Source organism: Bacteroides salyersiae WAL 10018 = DSM 18765 = JCM 12988, assembly GCF_000381365.1.
Lineage (GTDB): Bacteria > Bacteroidota > Bacteroidia > Bacteroidales > Bacteroidaceae > Bacteroides > Bacteroides salyersiae.
Window position 1 is genome coordinate 3,015,374 of the sequence record NZ_KB905466.1, and the last position, 23,350, is coordinate 3,038,723.

Here is a 23,350-nt window from a genome sequence, read left to right on the forward strand (position 1 = left end):
TCAATGAGAAAAGCTATTGAAACATTAAAGAATATATGGAAGATTGAGGATCTGAGACAGCGGATCCTCATCACCATATTGTTTGTGGCGATTTACCGTTTTGGTTCGTATGTTGTGCTGCCTGGTATTAATCCGGGTATGCTGACACAATTGCATCAACAAACAAGCGAAGGCCTTTTAGCCTTGTTAAACATGTTCTCAGGAGGAGCATTTTCTAATGCCTCTATTTTTGCATTAGGAATTATGCCTTATATCTCTGCATCTATCGTTATCCAGTTGTTGGGAATTGCTGTGCCATATTTCCAGAAGCTGCAACGGGAGGGAGAGAGCGGCAGAAGAAAAATGAACCAGTATACACGTTATTTGACGATTGCTATCCTTTTGGTTCAGGCCCCTTCTTATTTGCTCAATCTTAAAATGCAGGCTGGACCTTCCTTAAATGCTTCATTAGATTGGACTCTGTTCATGGTTACTTCTACCATTATTCTGGCAGCTGGAAGTATGTTTATCTTGTGGCTTGGTGAAAGAATCACAGATAAGGGTATTGGTAATGGTATTTCATTTATCATTTTGATTGGTATCATTGCTCGTCTTCCGCAGTCTTTGGCTCAGGAATTTATTTCCCGTATGACTGATAAGACAGGAGGAATGATCATGTTTTTGTTTGAAATGGTATTCCTGTTGATAGTAATTGCCGGTGCGATTCTTTTAGTGCAAGGAACGAGAAAGATTCCTGTACAGTATGCAAAAAGAATTGTTGGTAATAAACAGTATGGTGGTGCAAGACAGTATATCCCTTTGAAGGTAAATGCTGCAGGTGTAATGCCTATCATCTTTGCTCAGGCGATAATGTTTATCCCGATCACTTTAATTGGATTTTCGAATGTCAATAATGTGAGCGGTTTTGTACGTGCATTTACTGATCATACGAGTTTCTGGTATAACTTTGTTTTTGCTGTAATGATTATATTGTTTACATACTTCTATACGGCAATTACGATTAATCCGAACCAGATGGCTGAAGATATGAAGAGAAATAACGGTTTCATCCCGGGTATCAAGCCTGGTAAGAAAACGGCTGAATACATTGACGATATAATGTCGCGTATTACATTGCCCGGTTCTTTCTTCTTGGCTTTGGTTGCCATTATGCCTGCATTTGCCGGTTTGATTGGTGTGAAAGCTGAGTTTGCTCAATTCTTCGGTGGTACATCTTTGTTAATTCTTGTAGGTGTAGTTCTTGATACGCTGCAACAGGTTGAAAGTCATTTGTTAATGAGACATTATGACGGTCTGTTGAAATCGGGTCGTATTAAGGGGCGTGCTGGTGTAGCCGCATATTAATTCTTTTAATAGAAATGATATTTCTTAAAACAGAAGATGAAATTGAGCTGCTCCGTCAGAGTAATTTGCTTGTAGGAAAAACATTGGCTGAAGTTGCTAAATTGATTAAGCCAGGCATAACCACTCGTGAATTGGATAAAGTCGCCGAAGAGTTTATTAGAGATAATGGAGCTGTTCCGACTTTCAAAGGATTTCCTAATCAATATGGAGATCCGTTTCCTGGTTCTTTATGTACTTCTGTTAATGACGAAGTCGTACATGGTATTCCGGGAAATATTGTTTTGAAAGAAGGCGATATTGTATCTGTGGATTGTGGAACTTATATGAATGGTTTTTGTGGTGATTCAGCGTATACGTTTTGTGTAGGCGAGGTGGACGAGGAAGTTCGGAATTTGTTGAAAGTTACTAAGGAGGCATTATATATAGGTATTCAGAATGCTGTACAAGGTAAGAGAATCGGTGATATTGGATATGCTATTCAACAATATTGTGAATCCCATTCTTATGGCGTAGTACGTGAGTTTGTCGGTCATGGCATTGGTAAGGAGATGCATGAGGATCCTCAGGTTCCTAATTATGGTAAAAGAGGATACGGTACGCTATTGAAAAAGGGACTTTGTATTGCAATAGAACCTATGATAACTTTGGGTAATCGGCAAGTTATAATGGAGCGTGACGGATGGACTGTGAGAACAAGAGACCGGAAATGTGCTGCACATTTTGAGCATACCATTGCAGTAGGTGCAGGCGAGGCGGATATTCTTTCATCATTTAAATTCATTGAAGAAGTTTTAGGAGATAAAGCAATATAGTATGGCAAAGCAATCTGCAATAGAACAAGATGGAGTTATAGTTGAAGCATTGTCTAATGCAATGTTTCGTGTTGAATTAGAAAACGGGCATGAAATTACTGCTCATATTTCTGGTAAGATGAGAATGCACTACATTAAAATCTTGCCGGGGGATAAAGTAAGAGTTGAAATGTCTCCTTACGATTTATCAAAAGGAAGAATTGTATTTAGATATAAATAAAAATTAGATATGAAAGTAAGAGCATCATTAAAGAAACGTACGCCAGAATGTAAGATCGTTAGACGTAATGGCCGTTTGTATGTTATTAACAAGAAAAATCCTAAGTATAAACAACGTCAAGGATAATTTATTATTTTTGCAAAAAAAATAATTTAATATAATATGGCTATAAGAATAGTTGGTGTAGATTTACCTCAGAATAAGAGAGGTGAGATTGCGTTGACCTATGTATATGGAATAGGTCGTAGTAGTTCAGCAAAAATTTTAGATAAAGCTGGTGTAGACAAAGATCTGAAGGTGAAAGACTGGACAGATGATCAGGCTGCAAAGATTCGTGAGATCATCGGTGCAGAGTATAAGGTTGAAGGTGATCTTCGTTCTGAAATACAATTGAACATTAAGCGATTAATGGATATTGGTTGTTATCGTGGTGTACGTCACCGTATTGGACTACCTGTTAGAGGTCAGAGCACCAAGAACAATGCACGTACTCGTAAGGGTAGAAAGAAAACCGTTGCTAATAAGAAAAAAGCTACTAAATAATAATTGTTGATATGGCAAAAAAAACAGTCGCAGCTAAGAAGAGAAATGTAAAGGTAGATGCTAATGGACAGTTGCACGTTCATTCATCTTTCAACAATATTATTGTTTCTCTTGCAAATAGTGAAGGGCAGATTATTTCTTGGTCATCTGCTGGAAAAATGGGATTTAGAGGTTCTAAAAAGAATACTCCTTATGCAGCTCAGATGGCTGCCCAAGATTGCGCGAAAGTGGCATATGATCTTGGCCTGAGAAAGGTAAAAGCATACGTAAAGGGACCGGGTAACGGACGTGAGTCTGCTATTAGAACTATCCACGGTGCAGGTATTGAAGTTACTGAAATTATTGACGTAACTCCGCTTCCACATAATGGTTGTCGCCCTCCGAAAAGACGTAGAGTTTAAAATTTACCTTTAATGAAAATGATACTTGATTTTGTTTTTGGATTGCATCAAATTCTTCTCTGTAATCGCGGCTGCAACAAATTTAAGTTCATGAATAAACAATTAAATATTTAAAAGAAATGGCTAGATATACTGGACCAAAATCAAGAATAGCCCGTAAATTCGGTGAAGGTATCTTTGGAGCTGATAAAGTTTTATCAAAGAAGAATTATCCTCCCGGACAACATGGAAATTCAAGAAAAAGAAAAACTTCAGAATACGGTATTCAGCTTCGTGAGAAACAGAAAGCTAAATATACTTATGGAGTATTAGAAAAACAATTCCGTAACTTGTTTGAGAAAGCAGAAGCCGCTAAAGGTATTACCGGTGAAATTCTTCTTCAATTGTTGGAAGGTCGCTTAGATAACATTGTATTCCGTTTGGGTATTGCGCCTACTCGCGCAGCGGCTCGTCAGTTGGTAAGTCACAGACATATTACTGTTGACGGACAGGTGGTGAACATTCCTTCATATGCAGTGAAACCCGGACAGTTGATCGGTGTTCGCGAAAGATCCAAATCTTTGGAAGTGATTGCTAATTCTCTTGCGGGTTTTAATCACAGCAAATATGCTTGGTTGGAATGGGATGAAGCTTCAAAGGTTGGCAAATTGTTGCATATTCCTGAAAGAGCAGACATTCCTGAGAACATTAAAGAGCATTTGATCGTTGAATTGTATTCTAAATAATAATTAATTTCATGGCGATATTAGCATTTCAAAAACCTGATAAAGTATTAATGTTGGAAGCGGATTCTAGATTCGGTAAGTTCGAATTTCGTCCGTTGGAACCCGGTTTTGGTATTACTGTAGGTAATGCATTACGCCGTATCCTCCTTTCTTCATTAGAGGGTTTTGCCATTACCACTATTCGCATAGATGGTGTTGAGCATGAATTTTCTAGTGTTCCTGGAGTAAAAGAGGATGTTACCAACATTATCTTGAATCTGAAGCAAGTTAGGTTCAAGCAAGTAGTTGAAGAATTCGAAAGTGAGAAAGTGAGTATCACGGTGGAGAATTCAAGTGAATTTAGAGCAGGTGACATAGGTAAATATTTGACTGGATTTGAAGTGTTAAATCCGGAATTAGTTATTTGTCATTTAGATTCTAAGTCAACTATGCAGATTGATATTACAATCAATAAGGGTCGTGGTTATGTCCCCGCTGATGAAAACCGCGAATATTGTACTGATGTGAATGTAATTCCAATCGACTCTATTTATACGCCGATACGTAATGTGAAGTATGCTGTAGAAAACTTCCGTGTAGAACAGAAGACTGACTATGAAAAGCTGATACTTGAGATTGCTACGGACGGTTCCATTCATCCGAAGGAAGCACTGAAAGAAGCTGCTAAAATTTTGATTTATCATTTCATGTTATTCTCAGACGAAAAGATTACTCTTGAGAATAATGATGTGGATGGTAACGAAGAATTTGATGAGGAAGTTCTGCATATGCGTCAATTGTTGAAAACTAAACTTGTTGATATGGACTTATCAGTTCGTGCTCTCAATTGCTTGAAGGCTGCTGATGTAGAAACTCTTGGCGATTTAGTGCAGTTCAACAAAACTGATTTGCTGAAATTCAGAAACTTCGGAAAGAAATCGCTTACCGAGCTTGATGATTTGCTGGAAAGTCTGAATCTGTCGTTTGGAACCGACATTTCTAAATATAAATTAGATAAAGAATAAAAAATGAGACATAATAAGAAATTTAATCATTTAGGTCGTACTGCTTCTCATAGAAGTGCTATGTTATCTAACATGGCTTGTTCTTTGATCAAGCACAAAAGAATCACTACGACTGTAGCAAAGGCGAAGGCGTTGAAGAAATTTGTTGAGCCTTTGATCACAAAGTCTAAAGAAGACACGACAAACTCTCGTCGTGTTGTATTTAGCAATTTGCAAGATAAGATTGCTGTAACAGAATTGTTCAAGGAAATCTCTGTGAAAATTGCAGATCGTCCGGGTGGTTATACTCGTATTATCAAGACTGGTCATCGTTTAGGTGATAATGCAGAAATGTGCTTCATTGAACTTGTTGATTACAACGAAAACATGGCAAAAGAGAAAGTTGCAAAGAAAGCTACTCGTACTCGTCGTTCGAAAAAAGCCGCTACAGAGGCTGCTCCTGTTGCTGAAGTTCTTGCAACTGAAGAACCTAAGGCTGAATCGGCAGAATAATTTAGTAATTGTTCTTATAGATATAGAAAAGGTTGCCTTGAAAAAGGTGACCTTTTTTGTTTTCAATTCTAAAGATACTTTAATTAACTCTTTCACTGAACATTCGGATTGGATATTCTGTTATATTTGCAGGGAGATATGGCAAAATTTGTAAAGGTAATATTGTTTTTGTTGTTTGCTGTAACACTTCATTGTGTAGCGAGCAATCTTTTCACTGAAATACCGGTGGAAGGTCAATATGATTTTACTTATACGGCATATTCGCAGAAAGTGACCAGTGCTCAATTGCCTTATTTCCCTGAAGGTGAGTTGTCAAGTGCAGTTCAATCCCATCAGATAATGACTTCCCGTATACAGCGTATTAATCTACTTGAATATTCAATGTCCTTGAAAGCCTTGGCTCTGAAGCTTTCATCGCGAGAAGCTGTTTTGGTGCAGCATCGTGGGCGACTATATGGTACTACTACTTCTTATTATTGTCACCCGTCGAGTGAATATTATGTCTTTACTTTAAGGCGTATTATTATTTAGCTGTTTTAATTTATTGGTTCTGTTTTATTTTGGATAATGCATCAAATATATGTGTTATTATTTATCTTATTTTTTATTCTACTAATAAATTAAACTCATTATAATATGGCAACTCAAACTATCGATGCAACGATTTTTGCATCTTCTCATCCTGATATTGTAAAACGTACAAGTCTTTCTGGAGTTATTTTTTCTGGTTTAATTTTACTTGTTGGTGTATTAGCTTTTGTCTCTACTTTTGAGATGGAAGACCGTTCTTCTACCTTAAGTATGGGATTAATGGTTATAGGCTCCGGAATGTTCTTAATTGGTATTTTCCGTTTGTTCTGGAAATCAAAAGAGGTTGTTTATCTACCTACTGGTAGTGTTGCAAAAGAACAAAGTATATTTTTTGATTTGAAATATATGGATCAATTGAAGGAAATGGTGAAATCTGGTATGTTTCCTGTTGATACGATGCTGAAAAGTGAGAGTAGTGGGAACATCCGTATGGATGTAATACTTTCCGAAGATAAGAAGTTTGCGGCTGTGCAGTTGTTCCAGTTTGTACCTTATACATATAATCCTATAACTTCAGTGCAGTATTTTACGAATGGAGAGGCATCTGCTGTAGCTGCTTTTCTGTCAAAATGTAAGTTACGCTAAGGCTTAACTTTAATTTGCAGGGAATGGGGATTAGTCGTCTATGACGGCTATCCCCATTTTTTTCATTAAAAAGCATGCATTCATATTTTGTGCAACACCATTCCTCATTTGGTAAGAGAAGGTGAGTTCATTGTTTGTAATATCTGCTTCAAAGCAGTAATTGCGAATGTTGCTCGGAAAGAGATCGATAAGAGTACCTAACATTAGGTCATGAGTAGCTATGATACCATTCGTATGTAGGGTCATGAATTGCTTGATTAAGGCGAAGGAGCCTTTCTGTTTATCGGTAGAGTTTGTACCTTTTAAAATTTCATCGAGGATAATAAATAGCTCTTCACCGGCATTTAGCTTGTCGATAATCAGTTTCAGCCGTTTTAATTCGGCGAAGAAATAGGATTCGTTGTCTGTGAGTGAGTCACTGGTGCGCAGGCTGGTAATCAATCGAGAAGGGTATAGCTTTATTTGTTCGGCCCATACGGGAGCACCGATGCAGGCAAGCAGATAGTTGATTCCTACGGTACGGAGATAAGTACTTTTACCTGCCATGTTGGCTCCGGTAATGATAATGAAGAATGGGCGTTTGGTGATATTTATATTATTGCGAATACATTTATCCCGATTCATCAGTGGATGCCCGAGTGCTTTAGCTGTCATCTCAAAAGGTTGCGAACTGATTTCCGGATAGATATATTCCGGATGATTGTAGGCGAAAGTAGCCAATGAACAATAAGCATCTATTTCTCCAATGGCTTTGAGCCAAGACGGAAGCTCCGAAGCATGATCTTCTTTCCAGGCTTCAATTCTCATGATTTGTCTCAGTTCCCAAAACAACGAGCCATTGAGAACAAAAGACATCAGCATATTGCCGCGTTGGTCGAGGGCATTCATTAGAGCTGTGAGTTTTTTAACAGCTTGCGATGCAGTTTGTTTTTTGCCGCCTACCAATTGTTGTATTTCCTGAAGAACGGTGCTTTGTAGGCTTTTTTCTTCTATTATACGGATAAGATTAGCATATGTTGCCAATATCTGAAGTTTCTTGCCATATAGGGTTTGTATTTTGGTAATGCCTTTGGAAAAAGCCAGACTGAGCAAAAAGAATCCTACAAAGGCCACACTTGGTATTGTACTGGATATTATACCTGCGATAGCCAATGTAATAAGTATAATATTAGTTACAGGAACAATGATGGGAAGTGCTCGTAGCAAGATGCGATTTCGATAATAACTCGGACTGTCGGCCCAGGCTATTATCTCTTTTTCATCTGCAGATTTCCCTTTGTACAATAAGCCGAGGATACGAAAATGCTGCCGCATTTCAAATTCCGAGGTCAGTTCTTTTACTCCTTCTTGCCGTTTTTCTATTTCTTCTTTACTTTCCAAGTGATTATTAAGCCAGTGGACTAAGCGCTTTTTACCCAGATCGGTTGATGTACGATTAATGTATTGGAAAAGTGAGTGTTCACCGAATACGTCTAAGTCATACGAATAAAGATGCGCCGGATCGATAAATTCCTTCCCACCGTCAAAAGAAGAAGTATCGTAATTTATAGCTTGCAGTTCCTGCTGGTTTATTTCTATTTTTTTTTCAAGATATTCTTTTTCATAAAACAGACGATTGTGGAGCTTTACCAAAAAGATGAAAGGAAGAAAAGTGATGGCAGCTATTCCGGTTACGATGAGCCATCCGTTTTCCCAGAAATGAATGACTCCTACAATTCCTGCAATAAAAAGAATGAATCGTAAAGTACTGATACGGTAGATACGTCGTTTCTCTTTACTTAGCTTTTGTTCTGTTTCTCTAATGATATTCTGATAAGTTTGAATGATGTCATCTAATTGTTTCATTACCGCTTTATTGTTTTTTACAAATGTACTATATTAACAGTCAGGCTGTATTAAGCTTGTTTTTGTCAAGAGTAGATTTACTTTTTATTAACTAAAGCCTATCTGTTTCGAAAGTCGTTCTCAATTTTTTCGTCACATAGTATGTGAAGTGGGTTGATAAGTAATGTGATTACTCTTGACATACTATCTAATTAGTCGTAAGACGGCATTAAAAATGACAAAACTATGGTAGAAATCTTGTTCGGATATCCGGTATATTAGTTTTTTCTCCGGTAGGTAAAATAAAAAAGGAAAAAGCCGCAACCTTTTCCTTTTATCCTATTTAAATCTTAATATACTTTATAAATAGTGATACAAAGATACTATAATCTGCGGCTTCTATCAAGCTTTTCCCTTTTTTTTTGAAACTTTTGCTTTGAAAACTTGCTTCAGTAAGTCAAATGGTGTAACTTTCCAAACGATTAATGCCAGTGAAAGGAGATGCTTATGAAGAAACTGTGGATTATTTGTTTTATGACTCTTGTGGGACTGCATCTGGCTGCACAAGATATTGTTTATTCCACCTTAAAAGATTTGTTAGCCCATAAGGGGGATACGGTGGCGGCGTTGAAAATCGAAAAACGGACGAAGAATCAGATTTCATTGTCTGGAGGGGCCGATTATAAAATTAGTGCCGATGATAATAAAGCATTGTGTAAGTATCTGAAAGGGCGTTGTTATGCGGTACAGTCGGATACATCACTTTATGTTAATTGCAAGAAGTTGCGTTATAAACGTTTACGCTTCGGCGGTTGGTATGCTCCTGCTATGTGGCTTGACGGGAATGTCTTTTTTAGTGCAGTACCTTTGGGATCTGTTGCAGGCGGTTCGTCAGTGACGATGGATGTTACATTAGGGGGATCGGTCGGTGACGCCATTGCAGCTTCGGGTTTGGTTTCGAAACGAGTGTATTACGAGATCGATGCAACTACCGGTAAAGTAGATTTTGTCGGAAAGGATCGTATGTGTGCTTTGTTGGAGTCGTATCCCGAGTGGAAAGAGGAATATTTGAAGGAAAACAGTGAGTCGGCGAAGACCACCGGCAAGTATCTGCAGTTGCTTAAGGAACTCGATAAATAATCTTTTTGATAATAAATATTCCGAATACTTTGTAATTCCATCTCTTTTATTTATCTTGCGGAGAGTTATCAGGCTGTAAAAACTGACAGTTTGTAATCCTTAATCATCGTTTATTATGAAAATAACTCTCAGCAACACTTTGCCTGCCTATCCGGCTTTTGTGGAAGGCATACGGCGAGCACCGGATCGCGGCTATACTCTTACCCCGGCACAGACGGTCATGGCTTTGAAGAATGCCTTACGTTACATTCCTACCGAACTTCATGAACAACTTATTCCAGAGTTTATGGAAGAACTTCGTACTCGTGGAAGAATTTACGGTTATCGTTTCCGTCCCACAGGAGATTTGAAAGCCAAACCTATCGATGAATATCGGGGAAAGTGCATAGAGGGGAAAGCCTTTCAAGTGATGATTGATAATAACCTCTGTTTCGATATCGCTCTTTACCCTTACGAACTTGTTACTTATGGTGAAACCGGACAAGTATGCCAGAATTGGATGCAGTATCGTCTTATAAAGCAATATCTTGAAGAACTGACACAGGAACAAACCTTAGTAATCGAGTCCGGACATCCGTTGGGATTATTCCGTTCGCGCCCCGATGCTCCGCGAGTGATTATTACGAATGCCATGATGGTGGGGCAGTTTGATAATCAGCGTGACTGGCACATCGCCATGCAGATGGGAGTGGCCAATTATGGGCAGATGACGGCCGGTGGCTGGATGTATATTGGGCCGCAAGGTATTGTGCACGGTACTTTCAATACTTTATTGAATGCCGGACGGATGAAACTCGGTATTCCTCAAGATAAAGATTTGCGCGGACATTTGTTTGCCTCTTCCGGCTTGGGAGGAATGAGCGGGGCACAACCCAAAGCGGCGGAAATTGCCGGAGCCGCCTGTATCATTGCCGAAGTGGATGCTTCGCGTATCGAAACCCGTTACAAACAGGGATGGGTAGGGCATGTTACCGATTGTATAGTTGAAGCGTTCCGTATCGTATATGAGGCGATGGAGCGTCGAGAGCCTTGTTCGGTCGCTTATCATGGTAATGTGGTTGATCTGCTGGAATATGCGGAAAAAGAAAATATATCGATTGAATTGCTCTCTGATCAAACCTCCTGCCATGCTGTTTACGAAGGAGGTTATTGTCCTGCCGGACTGACATTTGAGGAACGCACCCGGATGTTGCATGAATCTCCCGAAAAATTTCGTCTTTTGGTGAACCAGGCCTTGCGCCGTCATTTTGAAGTTATAAAGAAACTCGTGGCGCGTGGCACTTATTTCTTCGATTATGGAAATTCTTTTATGAAAGCCATTTATGATGCCGGTATCCGGGAAATTTCCCGGAATGGTACGGACGAAAAGGACGGTTTTATCTGGCCCAGCTATGTGGAAGATATTATGGGGCCGGAGTTGTTTGATTATGGATATGGTCCTTTTCGTTGGGTATGCTTGAGCGGCAAGCACGAAGACTTGATAAAGACCGATCATGCTGCGATGGAATGTATTGATGTGAATCGCCGAGGGCAAGACTTGGATAATTATAACTGGATACGTGATGCAGAGAAGAACCGTCTGGTGGTGGGCACTCAAGCCCGTATTTTGTATCAAGATGCAGTGGGACGGATGAACATCGCTCTTCGTTTCAATGAAATGGTGCGGCGGGGCGAAGTCGGTCCTATCATGTTGGGGCGCGATCATCATGATGTCAGCGGTACAGATTCTCCTTTCCGTGAAACCTCCAACATCAAAGACGGAAGTAATGTGATGGCTGATATGGCCGTGCAGTGTTTTGCCGGTAACTGTGCACGGGGCATGAGTCTTGTTGCCTTGCATAATGGGGGAGGAGTAGGCATCGGAAAGGCCATAAACGGCGGATTCGGTATGGTGTGCGATGGTAGCGAACGTGTCGATGAGATTCTGCGTTCGGCCATGCTTTGGGACGTGATGGGAGGTGTGGCCCGCCGTTCGTGGGCCCGTAACGGGCATGCCATGGAAACGAGTGAAACTTTTAACACGACCCACGGTGATAATTATCACATTACCATGCCTTACGTAGCAGATGAAGAGCTTATTAATAAATTAATTGCCCAACTATGAATTGGAATAAGATCATTGAGTGTGTCCCTAACTTCAGCGAGGGACGCGACCTAAAGAAAATAGATAAAATAGTATCCCCATTCCGGGCCCGTTCCGGCGTGAAACTACTTGATTACAGTAATGATGAAGATCATAACCGATTGGTCGTAACCCTTGTCGGTGAGCCGGCGGCACTATGTGATGCTGTGATCGAAGCCATCGGGATTGCCGTTGAACTTATCGATCTGAATCATCATACCGGACAACATCCACGCATGGGAGCCGTTGATGTTGTTCCTTTCATTCCGATAAAGAATGTTACTATGGAGGAAGCCATCGCCCTTTCCAAAGAAGTGGGTGCAAAAGTGGCAGAACTCTACCACCTTCCCGTCTTCCTTTATGAAAAGTCTGCTTCCGCCCCTCATCGTGAAAATCTGGCAGTTGTTCGCAAAGGAGAATTTGAAGGCATGGCTGAAAAGATCAAACTTCCCGAATGGACTCCTGATTTCGGCCCTGCTGAACGGCATCCGACTGCCGGAACCGTCGCCATCGGTGCCCGTATGCCATTGGTAGCTTACAATATCAATCTCAGTACACCTAATTTGGAGATTGCCCATGACATTGCCAAGAAAATCCGTTTTATCGGCGGTGGCTTGCGTTACTGCAAGGCGATGGGAGTTGAATTGAAAGACCGTGGAATAACACAAGTTTCCATTAATATGACCGATTATACGAAAACCGCCCTTTATCGTGCCTTTGAACTGGTACGTATTGAAGCCCGTCGGTATGGCGTCAGTATTGTGGGTAGCGAGATTATCGGTCTTGTTCCGATGGAAGCATTGATAGATACGGCTTCCTATTACCTCGGTTTAGAGAACTTCTCGATGCAGCAAGTGCTTGAAGCGCGGATTATGGAGGAATAGGAGAAGGCAAATTTGTGTTCTGATAATAATGAACTATAATGAGTGAAAACCTGATAATATTTAATGCAAAGGTTGTGACCCCTCTGGGATTCTCGGCTCGAAAGGGGAAGGAAATGTCCCGGTTGCATGTAATTGAAAACGGAACGGTGGAAGTGACCGATGGCATTATCACTTATGTCGGTGAAAATCGCGGTGAGGAGCGTGATGGCTTTTATCACCGTTATTGGCACTATAATGCCCGTGGGAAATGCTTGTTACCCGGTTTTGTAGATTCACATACCCATTTTGTTTTTGGTGGCGAGCGTGCCGAAGAGTTCTCCTGGCGGCTGAAAGGTGAAAGCTATATGTCCATTATGCAGCGTGGGGGAGGAATTGCCAGCACAGTGAAAGCAACCCGTGAGCTGAACTTTATAAAGATGCGTACCAAAGCGGAAAGTTTTCTGAGAAAGATGAGCACGATGGGGGTTACCACGGTTGAGGGCAAGAGTGGTTACGGGCTCGATCGCGAGACCGAACTGCTGCAGTTGAAAGTCATGCGCAGTTTGAATAATGATGAACACAAGCGGGTGGATATTGTTTCCACCTTCTTGGGTGCACATGCTTTGCCACCGGAGTATGCGGGAGAAAGTGATGCGTATATCGATTTTCTTATCGACAAAATGCTTCCGTTGGTTCGTGAGAATGAACTGGCAGAATGTTGCGATGTATTCTGTGAGCAAGGTGTGTTCTCCATCGCGCAATCCCGGCGTCTGCTTGCTGCTGCCAAAGAACAAGGCTTTTTGTTGAAACTCCACGCCGACGAAATTGTTTCTTTAGGTGGTGCCGAGCTGGCTGCCGAGCTGAAAGCCTTATCCGCCGATCATTTGCTGCATGCTTCTGATGCCGGTATTCGTGCTATGGCCGATGCCGGAGTGGTGGCTACCTTGCTTCCTCTGACTGCATTTGCCCTGAAAGAACCTTATGCCCGAGGGCGAGACATGATAGATGCCGGCTGTGCCGTAGCTTTGGCAACCGATCTCAATCCCGGCAGTTGTTTTTCCGGTTCTATTCCTCTCACTTTTGCTTTGGCCTGCATTTATATGGGCTTTACCATCGAAGAAGCCATCACTGCGCTTACCCTGAATGGGGCTGCCGCATTGAATCGTGCAGACCGAATCGGCAGTATCGAGGTCGGCAAGCAGGGTGATTTTGTAGTACTCGACTCAGCAGATTATAATATTCTACCTTATTATATAGGTATGAATTGTGTGAATACCACGATAAAGAACGGAGTTCTTTATCCCGTAGTTTAATGATAAAAATAAAAAAGAAAATAACTATGTTAGTAGATTCAACCGTCAAAGATTTTCTGGCTAAAGTGGCCGGGAGTGATCCGGTTCCCGGTGGTGGCAGTATTGCCGCTCTTAACGGTGCTATAGCAGCCGCATTGGCAGCTATGGTTGCAGGGCTGACTGTCGGTAAGAAAGGATATGAAGAGAATGAAGAACAGATGCAGCGTATCCAGACCCTTGCCATTCGTCAGAAAGAGGAGTTTCTGATTGATGTCGATCGTGATTCTGAGGCTTATAATAAAGTGTTCGATTGTTTTCGGATGCCTAAATCGACAGAGGACGAGAAGAGTGCCCGTAGCGCTGCCATCCAGGAAGCAACACGGTTTGCCGCTCTCGTGCCTATGCAGGTGGCACGCAATGCTTATGAGCTAATGGCTATTATTGCCGATGTGGCCAGACTGGGCAACCGAAACGCGGTGACTGATGCCTGTGTTGCTATGATGTCCGCCCGGTCTGCCGTACTGGGAGCTTTGATGAATGTCCGTATAAATCTTGGAACATTAAAAGATAAAGCATTTGTCGCAGAACTCCAGTCCGAAGCCGATGAACTGGAACGTAAGACCTGTGAAAAAGAGAAAGAATTACTGGATATAGTCAATCAGGATTTAAGAGTATGAATAACGTTTATTACGTAGGTTCCGGTGAACTTACTTTCGATATTATCGAACGCATTATCAATGAAAATCTGAAACTGGAGCTTGCTCCCGAAGCAAAGCTGCGTATTCAGAAATGTCGCGATTATCTGGATCAGAAGATTGCTGCTTCCAACACCCCTCTTTACGGTATAACTACCGGTTTCGGTTCGTTGTGCAATAAAAACATCTCTCCTGATGAGTTGGGTACTCTTCAGGAGAACCTTATAAAGAGTCATGCATGCAGTGTCGGCGAAGAAATTCGTCCGGTGATTATTAAATTAATGATGCTTTTTAAGGCTCATGCCCTTTCATTGGGACATAGTGGTGTACAGGTAATTACTGTGCAGCGTATTTTAGATTTCTTTAATAACGATGTAATGCCCATCGTTTACGACCGTGGATCATTGGGGGCATCCGGTGATCTGGCGCCATTGGCCAATCTCTTTTTGCCATTGATCGGAGTTGGTGATGTTTATTATAAAGGCAAGAAGCGTGAAGCTATCAGTGTGCTCGATGAATTTGGCTGGGAACCGGTGAAACTGATGAGTAAAGAAGGGCTTGCCCTGCTCAACGGAACCCAGTTTATGAGCGCCAACGGTGTGTTTGCTATTCTTAAGGCCTTCCGGCTTTCTAAAAGAGCCGATCTCATAGCCGCCCTTTCTCTTGAGGCTTTTGACGGCCGGATAGAACCTTTCATGGACTGTATCCAGCAGATTCGTCCGCATAAAGGGCAGATAGAAACCGGTGAAGCCTTTCGTACTCTTCTTGAAGGTAGTGAACTCATTTCCAGACCCAAAGAACATGTACAAGACCCCTATTCGTTTCGTTGCATTCCGCAGGTACACGGTGCTACTAAAGATGCCATCCGTTATGTCGCTTCCGTGCTACTGACCGAAATTAACTCCGTAACGGATAATCCCACCATTTTTCCCGATGACGACCGTATCATTTCCGGTGGAAATTTTCATGGCCAGCCTCTTGCCATCTCCTATGATTTTCTTGCCATCGCCCTTGCCGAGCTTGGAAATATATCAGAGCGCCGTATAGCACAACTTATTATGGGGCTTCGTGGATTGCCGGAATTTCTGGTGGCCAATCCCGGACTCAATTCCGGATTTATGATTCCTCAGTATGCAGCCGCCTCAATGGTTAGTCAGAATAAAATGTACTGCTATGCTGCATCCAGTGATTCCATTGTTTCCTCCAACGGACAAGAAGACCATGTCAGCATGGGGGCCAATGCTGCTACGAAGCTATATAAGGTAATGGACAATCTGGAGCATATTCTGGCCATCGAACTAATGAATGCCGCCCAAGGCATTGAATTCCGGCGTCCGGAGAAAACCTCTCCGAGATTGGAGCGTTTCCTTACCGAGTATCGTAAGGAGGTTCCTTTTGTTAAAGACGATATTGTAATGTACAAAGAGATTCATAAAACAGTCGCTTTCCTCAACCGTACAAAGTTCGATTATTGAAAACTGCTTTCTTTTTTGCGTGCAAACAACACTCGATACAAGGAAAACAGCAACGGATATATCCCGGTGATTTATCGGAATATATCCGTTGTTTATCGATTATTACCCTTATGTCGACGAGAAAACTTTTTCGGCGTATAGTCGTTTTTCTATTTTTGCAATAGATTAAATGTTAACACTTGTTTTCAGATTGCTTATTAACCTATAATAATTATCAAATGTAGGGGATTTATATGGAAACTAAATTCGTAATCTGAGTTTTCTATCTATCTTTGTCCCGCTTCCATTATTTATAAATTATGGAATCATTGGCAATTAGAAGTCTAATTATAAAGAAACGGATGATGGGTGATAACGCAAAAGAAACTTCCAACAGAGCGGAATTGAGGGATAGAATTATTGTGAAGGCGACCGAAGCATTCACTGCACATGGTATTAAAAGCATAACGATGGATGATATTGCCACTTCGTTAGGTATATCGAAACGTACGCTTTATGAAGTTTTTGAGGACAAAGAAACTCTGTTGAGAGAGGTTCTTTTGAAAAATCAAGTTGATAAGAATGAGTTTTTGGAAAATCTTCTTGCTGAATCGACTAATGTACTGGAAGTTATTTTAGTCTGTTTCCAGAAAAGTATCGAGATGTTTCATAAGACCAACAAGCGTTTTTTTGAAGATCTGAAGAAATACCCCAGTATATATAATATGATGAAGAACAGTCGCGAAAAAGAGTCGGAAAGTACGATTGCTTTCTTCAAGTCCGGAGTAGAGCAGGGGATATTTCGTGATGATGTCAATTTTGCGATTATCAATTTGTTGGTTCGTGAGCAATTTGATTTATTGCTGAATACGAATATTTGTAGTGAATATCCTTTTTTGGAAGTTTATGAATCTATAATGTTCACTTTTATCAGGGGAATTGCTACGGAAAAAGGAGCAAAAGTATTGGAAACATTTATACAGGAATATCGGAAAAATAGAATAGAGCGCGCAGAAAATAACCCTTTCGGATTGATAAACAACTAAAATGTAAAAAGTAGAAAATTGATTTTATGAACAGAATGAGAAAATTATTGGGCAAGAAGATACTTCTGGCTGTAGTGCTGGCTGTCTTTACCGGTGGCTTGGTACGGGCGCAAGAGGTGAAAGATACCTTGACCTTGACTTTGGATAAAGCGTTGGAGATTGCACTGAGCGAGAATCCCACCATGAGGGTGGCCGATCAGGAAATCCAATTGAAAAAAGAAGCAAAGAAGGAAGCTTATGGAGGATTATTTCCGGAAGTGGCATTGTCAGGAAGCTACTCGCGTACCCTGAAAAAACAGACCATGGTGATGGACTTCGCAGGCGAGGCGCAAACTATTCAGGTCGGTTCGGACAACTCTTACAGTGGAGGATTGACGGTGAATCTGCCGATTTTTGCACCGGCTCTTTATAAGAGTATAAATCTGACTAAAGCAGATGTGGATCTGGCTATGGAAAAGGCCCGTTCTTCCAAATTGGATTTGATAAACCAAGTGACGAAAGCATACTATCAATTGCTGTTGGCGCAGGATAGCTATGAAGTAATGTTGCAGAGCTACAATCAGGCAGAGATTAACTTTGAGATAGTGAGTGCTAAATATGCACAGGGAACTGTGAGCGAATACGATAAGATTCGTGCAGATGTGCAGGTACGTAGTTTGAAGCCGGGGGTTGTTTCCGCCCGTAACGGCATTAATCTGGCCAGATTGCAATTGCAGGTGCTGATGGGGATGAATACGGATATTCCTGTGGCAGTCGAGGGTAATTTGAAAGACTATGAAATGGTCATGTTTCGTCGTCAGTTAAGCGCTGATCCGTTGAGCTTGCAGAATAATAGCAGCTTGAAGCAGATGGATATGAACGGTGTTTTGCTGGAAAAGAACCTGTCATTATTGCGTACAAACTTCATGCCTACGTTGGCGGCATCGTTCAGCTATATGTATACTTCGTTGAACAATGATTTTAAGATGGCGCATTATAAGTGGTTCCCTTATTCAACGGTCGGATTGAGTTTGAGTATCCCTTTGTTCAAAGCAAGTAACTTTACGAAAGTGAAACAGACAAAGATCCAGATACAACAATTGGCTGAGAATCGTGTGAATACGGAACGTCAATTGACGATGCAAGCCACCAGTTATCTCGATAATATGGCAGCGAGTACTGAGCAGGTAGTCAGCAATAAAGAAAATATAGTTCAGGCTGAAAAAGGGCGTTTGATTGCGCAGAAACGTTACGAAGTAGGTAAGGGGACTATTCTTGAATTGAACGATTCGGAAGTGGCGTTGACTCAGGCACAACTTACTTACAACCAGTCAATTTATGATTATCTGGTATCTAAGGCAGACCTTGACCAGGTATTAGGAAGAGAAGAGATAACAGAATAAATCAGAAAAATAAAATAACATAGAAAACGATATGAAAAAGAGTATCCAATTAGTAGCCCTGTTTGCCCTTACGCTGTTGGGCTCATGTACTGGAGGAAATGAACAGAAGGCTGCTGAAAAAGTAGAAGAAAAACCAAGAGTGAAATTGGCAGATGTAACGGCACGCCCTGTAGACCAGATACAAGAATATACGGCAACTGTAGAAGCAGAAGTCAAGAATAATATAGCACCGTCGTCTCCAGTAAGAATCGACCGGATTTTTGTTGAAGTTGGCGATCGCGTTTCCAAAGGGCAGAAATTGGTACTGATGGATGCTGCCAATCTGCAACAGATGAAATTGCAGCTTGAAAACAAACGTCTCGAATTTAATCGTGCCGATGAACTTTATAAAGTGGGCGGTACCTCTAAATCGGAGTGGGATGCTTTGAAAATGGCACTTGAAGTACAGGAAACTGCTTATAAAAACCTGATGGAGAATACCACATTGGTTAGCCCCATTAATGGTGTGGTTACTGCGCGTAATTATGACAACGGTGATATGTATAGCGGTGGAAATCCGGTATTGGTGGTAGAACAGATTACTCCGGTGAAATTGATGATCAATGTTTCTGAAACTTATTTTACAAAGGTGAAGAAAGGCGCTCCCGTTTCTGTAAAACTCGATGTATATGGAGACGAAGAATTTACAGGAAAGATCAGCTTGGTTTATCCGACGGTAGATGCAGCTACCCGTACTTTCCCGGTAGAGATTAAATTGGAGAATAAGGACCAGCGTGTTCGTCCGGGAATGTTTGCCCGTGCCACTCTCAATTTCGGAACCCAGGATAATGTGGTTGTTCCAGATTTGGCTATTGTGAAGCAGGCCGGTTCCGGTGACCGTTATGTATTTGTATACAAAGATGGAAAAGTTTCCTACAACAAGGTAGAACTGGGACGTCGTATGGGTACGGAATATGAGTTGAAGTCTGGTGTACCCAACAACTCTCAAGTGGTGATTGCCGGGCAGACACGCTTGATAAACGGTGCTGAAGTAGAGGTAGAAAAATAAGTATTAACGATTAGTGATGAGTGATAAGTGGCCGGCATAGTTATATGCTTTCATTGATCGTTAATCACTAAACAACTAATCACTAAAATAACATGAGTTTATACGAAGGAGCGGTAAAAAAACCGATTATGACCTCCCTCTGCTTCCTTGCAGTGGTGATCTTTGGTCTGTTCTCTTTATCAAAGTTGCCTATCGACTTGTATCCGGATATCGATACGAATACGATCATGGTAATGACCGCTTATCCGGGCGCCAGTGCTTCGGATATAGAAAATAATGTAACCCGGCCGTTGGAAAATACGTTGAATGCTGTCAGTAATTTGAAGCATATCACTTCCCGGTCGTCAGAAAATATGTCTCTGATTACGTTGGAGTTCGAGTTTGGTAATGATATCGACGTATTGACGAATGATGTCCGTGACAAACTCGATATGGTAAGTTCACAGCTTCCCGATGATGTGGAGAATCCCATCATCTTCAAGTTCAGTACGGACATGATTCCTATTGTACTGTTGTCAGTACAGGCCAATGAAAGCCAGTCGGCACTTTATAAGATATTGGACGACCGCGTTGTGAATCCTTTGGCGCGTATCCCCGGTGTAGGTACAGTGTCTATTAGTGGTGCGCCGCAACGTGAAATCCAGGTTTATTGCGACCCGAACAAATTGGAGGCTTATAATCTGTCGGTCGAGACAATCAGCTCCATTATCGGTGCCGAGAATAAGAATATTCCGGGTGGTAATTTCGATATTGGTAATGAGACTTATTCGTTGCGCGTAGAGGGTGAGTTTCAGGATTCCCGCCAGTTGGAGGATGTTGTGGTAGGAACCTATAATGGTGCCAGCATCTATTTGCGCGATGTAGCCCGGGTGGTGGATACGGTGGAAGAGCGTGCACAGGAAACTTATAATAACGGAGTGAAGGGTGCGATGATTGTCGTACAGAAACAGTCCGGTGCCAACTCTGTGGAGATTTCGAAGAAAGTGGAGGAAGCGCTTCCCCGTTTGCAGAAGAATTTGCCGAGCGATGTGAAACTGGGGGTTATCGTAGATACTTCCGATAACATTCTGAATACAATCGACAGTTTGGCTGAAACGGTGCTCTATGCCTTGTTGTTTGTGGTAATCGTGGTATTCCTTTTCTTGGGACGTTGGCGGGCTACGCTGATTATTTGTATCACTATCCCGCTTTCATTGATTGCCTCATTTATTTATCTGGCCATTACCGGGAATACGATTAATATCATTTCATTGTCTTCGCTTTCTATTGCTATCGGTATGGTGGTGGATGATGCCATTGTAGTATTGGAAAACGTTACTACGCATATTGAGCGTGGTTCCGATCCGAAACAGGCAGCCGTTCACGGAACGAATGAGGTTGCTATTTCCGTTATCGCGTCTACGTTGACGATGATTGCCGTATTCTTCCCGTTGACAATGGTGAGCGGTATGTCCGGTGTCATGTTCAAACAGTTGGGATGGATGATGTGTGCTATCATGTTTATTTCTACCGTGGCTGCTTTGTCATTGACTCCGATGCTTTGCGCCCAGTTGCTGAAGCTTCAGAAGAAACAGTCGAAAGCGTTTACGATGTTCTACCGTCCTATCGAGAAGTCACTGGATGGTTTGGATAACTGGTATGCCCGTATGTTGAACTGGTCGGTTCGTCACCGTTCGGTTATAGTTATCGGTTGTATCGTGTTCTTTGTTGCCAGTTTGTTCTGTGCCAAAGGGATCGGTACGGAATTCTTCCCGGCACAGGATAATGCCCGTATTGCCGTAAAACTGGAATTACCGATCGGTACCCGTAAGGAACTGGCACAGGAAATTTCGGAGAAGCTGACCAATTATTGGTTGGAGCACTACAAAGGTATTATGAAAGTATGTAACTACACTGTAGGACAGGCCGATTCGGATAATACATTTGCTTCGATGCAGGACAACGGTTCACATATTATCTCTTTCAATATCAGTTTGGTGGATCCGGGCGATCGTGATATTACACTGGAACAGGTCTGTGATGAAATGCGCGAGGAATTGAAGAAATATCCGGAGTTCAGTAAAGCGCAGGTTATTCTTGGTGGTAGTAACACCGGTATGTCTGCCCAGGCAAGTGCCGACTTTGAAATTTATGGTTATGATATGGCTACTACCGATAGTGTGGCTGCCCGTTTGAAACGTCAGTTGCTGGATGTGAAAGGAGTGTCTGAGGTAAATATCAGCCGTAGTGATTACCAGCCGGAATATCAGGTAGATTTTGATCGTGAGAAGTTAGCATTGCATGGATTGAATCTTTCTACAGCCGCAACTTATCTGCGGAACCGTATTAACGGCGCGGTCGCTTCGAAGTATCGTGAAGATGGAGATGAGTATGATATCAAAGTGCGTTATGCTCCTGAATATCGCACGAGTCTCGAAAGCCTTGAAAACATTCTGGTATACAATGCTAAAGGTGAGGCCGTTCGTATTAAAGACCTCGGTACGGTAGTCGAACGCTTTGCACCGCCTACTATCGAGCGTAAAGACCGTGAGCGTATTGTTACCGTGTCTGCTGTTATTTCCGGTGCACCGTTGGGTGACGTGGTGAATGCCGGTAATGCGATCATTGACAAAATGGAAATGCCTTCGGAAGTGACGATACAGGTGGCCGGTTCCTATGAAGACCAGCAGGATTCGTTCCGTGATTTGGGAACTTTGGCAGTCTTGATTGTGATTCTGGTATTCATCGTGATGGCGGCACAGTTCGAATCGTTGACCTATCCGTTTATCATTATGTTCTCCCTTCCGTTTGCATTCAGCGGTGTATTGATGGCTTTGTTCTTTACCAACAGTACATTGAGTGTCATGAGTTTGCTGGGAGCCATTATGTTGATCGGTATTGTGGTAAAGAACGGTATTGTGCTTATTGACTATATTACGTTGTGTCGTGAACGCGGTCAGTCGGTATTGCACTCTGTAGTAACCGCCGGTAAGAGTCGTCTTCGTCCGGTATTGATGACTACTGCCACAACCGTTCTCGGTATGATTCCGATGGCAGTTGGCGGTGGACAAGGTTCGGAAATGTGGAGCCCGATGGCAATTGCCGTAATTGGCGGTTTGACGGTATCTACCATTCTTACACTGGTTCTGATCCCGACGCTGTATTGTATATTCGCCGGTACGGGTATCAAGCATCAGCGTAAGGTGATGAAGCGTAAACGCGAACTCGATGTCTATTTCGAAGCGCATAAAGACGAGATTATAAAGAAATAACAAAATAGGACTATAAGCTGCTCCCTTGTGGCTTATAGTTCATAAATAACCCTATGAAATAATGAAATCAGTATTAATAACATTCGACCAGGCCTATTATGAACGTATCATAGCTCTATTGGATCGTTTAGGATGCCGTGGTTTTACCTATTTGGAGCGTGTGCAGGGACGTGGCTCAAAGACCGGTGACCCACACTTCGGAAGCCATGCCTGGCCAAGTATGTGTTCGGCCATCTTGTCGGTAGTTGAAGACGAAAAAGTAGATCCGCTACTGGATACTTTACATAAAATGGATTTGCAAACGGAACAGCTCGGACTGCGGGCATTTGTTTGGAATATAGAACGGACGATCTGATTCGTATCGATCATTAACATAAGAAAGGAGAATCTCATGAATCATATGGATTTTCCTTTTTTTATGCGTTTATCTATCTTTGGTTTCAAGCAAAGATGAGCTGCATCTTGGCATAAAAAATGAACTCGTTCATTTTATTCTGCTCTCGGTTTGCATTATCT

General features: G+C 41.8%; 23 protein-coding genes. 22 read left to right on the forward strand and 1 reads right to left on the reverse strand.

Annotated features, from left to right (window positions below):
• The first annotated feature begins 3 nt into the window (after positions 1–3).
• The 11 genes from secY (at position 4) to HMPREF1532_RS11200 (ending at position 6,717) form a co-directional block, all read left to right on the forward strand.
• A complete protein-coding gene (gene secY, locus HMPREF1532_RS11155) occupies positions 4–1,344 on the forward strand; it encodes a preprotein translocase subunit SecY (protein ID WP_005929061.1) in 1,341 nt (446 codons plus the stop codon).
• 14 nt (positions 1,345–1,358) lie between these two features.
• Entirely contained in the window at positions 1,359–2,156 is a 798-nt protein-coding gene (gene map / locus HMPREF1532_RS11160; RefSeq protein ID WP_005929063.1) for a type I methionyl aminopeptidase, read from the forward strand.
• A 1-nt stretch (position 2,157) separates the two neighbouring features.
• Positions 2,158–2,376, forward strand: a complete 219-nt coding sequence (infA, locus tag HMPREF1532_RS11165; RefSeq protein ID WP_002558052.1) for a translation initiation factor IF-1 — start codon at positions 2,158–2,160, stop codon at positions 2,374–2,376.
• A 9-nt stretch (positions 2,377–2,385) separates the two neighbouring features.
• Positions 2,386–2,502: a type B 50S ribosomal protein L36 gene (gene ykgO / locus HMPREF1532_RS20900; RefSeq protein ID WP_002558051.1), complete on the forward strand. Its 117-nt coding sequence runs from the start codon at positions 2,386–2,388 to the stop codon at positions 2,500–2,502.
• Between the two features lie 36 nt (positions 2,503–2,538).
• Entirely contained in the window at positions 2,539–2,919 is a 381-nt protein-coding gene (gene rpsM, locus HMPREF1532_RS11170) for a 30S ribosomal protein S13 (RefSeq protein WP_004296328.1), read from the forward strand.
• An 11-nt stretch (positions 2,920–2,930) separates the two neighbouring features.
• Positions 2,931–3,320, forward strand: a complete 390-nt coding sequence (rpsK, locus tag HMPREF1532_RS11175) for a 30S ribosomal protein S11 (protein ID WP_005656474.1) — start codon at positions 2,931–2,933, stop codon at positions 3,318–3,320.
• A gap of 119 nt (positions 3,321–3,439) precedes the next feature.
• Positions 3,440–4,045 carry a 30S ribosomal protein S4 gene (gene rpsD / locus HMPREF1532_RS11180; RefSeq protein ID WP_005929066.1) on the forward strand — a complete coding sequence of 202 codons (606 nt, stop codon included), beginning with the start codon at positions 3,440–3,442 and terminating at the stop codon, positions 4,043–4,045.
• Between the two features lie 11 nt (positions 4,046–4,056).
• Positions 4,057–5,049, forward strand: coding sequence for a DNA-directed RNA polymerase subunit alpha (locus HMPREF1532_RS11185; protein WP_005929068.1), 993 nt, complete (start codon positions 4,057–4,059; stop codon positions 5,047–5,049).
• A 3-nt stretch (positions 5,050–5,052) separates the two neighbouring features.
• Complete coding sequence (rplQ, locus tag HMPREF1532_RS11190; protein ID WP_005929070.1) at positions 5,053–5,541, forward strand: 50S ribosomal protein L17; 489 nt, start codon at positions 5,053–5,055, stop codon at positions 5,539–5,541.
• 138 nt (positions 5,542–5,679) lie between these two features.
• Entirely contained in the window at positions 5,680–6,072 is a 393-nt protein-coding gene (locus tag HMPREF1532_RS11195) for a hypothetical protein (protein WP_005929073.1), read from the forward strand.
• A 105-nt stretch (positions 6,073–6,177) separates the two neighbouring features.
• On the forward strand, positions 6,178–6,717 hold the full coding sequence (locus HMPREF1532_RS11200) for a hypothetical protein (RefSeq protein WP_005929075.1): 540 nt from the start codon (positions 6,178–6,180) through the stop codon (positions 6,715–6,717).
• A gap of 30 nt (positions 6,718–6,747) precedes the next feature.
• Here HMPREF1532_RS11200 and HMPREF1532_RS11205 read toward each other — a convergent pair whose 3' ends face one another.
• Complete coding sequence (locus HMPREF1532_RS11205) at positions 6,748–8,562, reverse strand: MutS family DNA mismatch repair protein (protein ID WP_005929078.1); 1,815 nt, start codon at positions 8,560–8,562, stop codon at positions 6,748–6,750.
• Between the two features lie 486 nt (positions 8,563–9,048).
• Here HMPREF1532_RS11205 and HMPREF1532_RS11210 point away from each other — a divergent pair, with 486 nt between their 5' ends.
• The 11 genes from HMPREF1532_RS11210 (at position 9,049) to HMPREF1532_RS11260 (ending at position 23,189) form a co-directional block, all read left to right on the forward strand.
• The gene (locus HMPREF1532_RS11210; protein ID WP_025819175.1) at positions 9,049–9,681 is read left to right on the forward strand and encodes a DUF6563 family protein; all 633 of its coding nucleotides are present in this window, start codon (positions 9,049–9,051) and stop codon (positions 9,679–9,681) included.
• 115 nt (positions 9,682–9,796) lie between these two features.
• Entirely contained in the window at positions 9,797–11,785 is a 1,989-nt protein-coding gene (locus tag HMPREF1532_RS11215; RefSeq protein ID WP_005929084.1) for a urocanate hydratase, read from the forward strand.
• The gene (gene ftcD, locus HMPREF1532_RS11220) at positions 11,782–12,687 is read left to right on the forward strand and encodes a glutamate formimidoyltransferase (RefSeq protein WP_005929086.1); all 906 of its coding nucleotides are present in this window, start codon (positions 11,782–11,784) and stop codon (positions 12,685–12,687) included. The genes HMPREF1532_RS11215 and ftcD overlap by 4 nt, the downstream gene beginning before the upstream one ends.
• Before the next feature lie 38 nt (positions 12,688–12,725).
• Complete coding sequence (hutI, locus tag HMPREF1532_RS11225) at positions 12,726–13,979, forward strand: imidazolonepropionase (protein ID WP_005929089.1); 1,254 nt, start codon at positions 12,726–12,728, stop codon at positions 13,977–13,979.
• 26 nt (positions 13,980–14,005) lie between these two features.
• Positions 14,006–14,635, forward strand: a complete 630-nt coding sequence (locus HMPREF1532_RS11230; protein ID WP_005929092.1) for a cyclodeaminase/cyclohydrolase family protein — start codon at positions 14,006–14,008, stop codon at positions 14,633–14,635.
• The gene (gene hutH / locus HMPREF1532_RS11235; RefSeq protein WP_005929095.1) at positions 14,632–16,128 is read left to right on the forward strand and encodes a histidine ammonia-lyase; all 1,497 of its coding nucleotides are present in this window, start codon (positions 14,632–14,634) and stop codon (positions 16,126–16,128) included. The genes HMPREF1532_RS11230 and hutH overlap by 4 nt, the downstream gene beginning before the upstream one ends.
• Positions 16,129–16,472: 344 nt before the next feature.
• Complete coding sequence (locus HMPREF1532_RS11240; protein WP_005929098.1) at positions 16,473–17,153, forward strand: TetR/AcrR family transcriptional regulator; 681 nt, start codon at positions 16,473–16,475, stop codon at positions 17,151–17,153.
• Between the two features lie 26 nt (positions 17,154–17,179).
• Entirely contained in the window at positions 17,180–18,535 is a 1,356-nt protein-coding gene (locus tag HMPREF1532_RS11245; protein WP_005929101.1) for a TolC family protein, read from the forward strand.
• 31 nt (positions 18,536–18,566) lie between these two features.
• On the forward strand, positions 18,567–19,583 hold the full coding sequence (locus tag HMPREF1532_RS11250; RefSeq protein WP_005929104.1) for an efflux RND transporter periplasmic adaptor subunit: 1,017 nt from the start codon (positions 18,567–18,569) through the stop codon (positions 19,581–19,583).
• A gap of 92 nt (positions 19,584–19,675) precedes the next feature.
• On the forward strand, positions 19,676–22,834 hold the full coding sequence (locus HMPREF1532_RS11255; protein WP_005929107.1) for an efflux RND transporter permease subunit: 3,159 nt from the start codon (positions 19,676–19,678) through the stop codon (positions 22,832–22,834).
• A gap of 61 nt (positions 22,835–22,895) precedes the next feature.
• A complete protein-coding gene (locus tag HMPREF1532_RS11260; RefSeq protein WP_005929110.1) occupies positions 22,896–23,189 on the forward strand; it encodes a PG0541 family transporter-associated protein in 294 nt (97 codons plus the stop codon).
• The last annotated feature ends 161 nt before the right edge of the window (positions 23,190–23,350 follow it).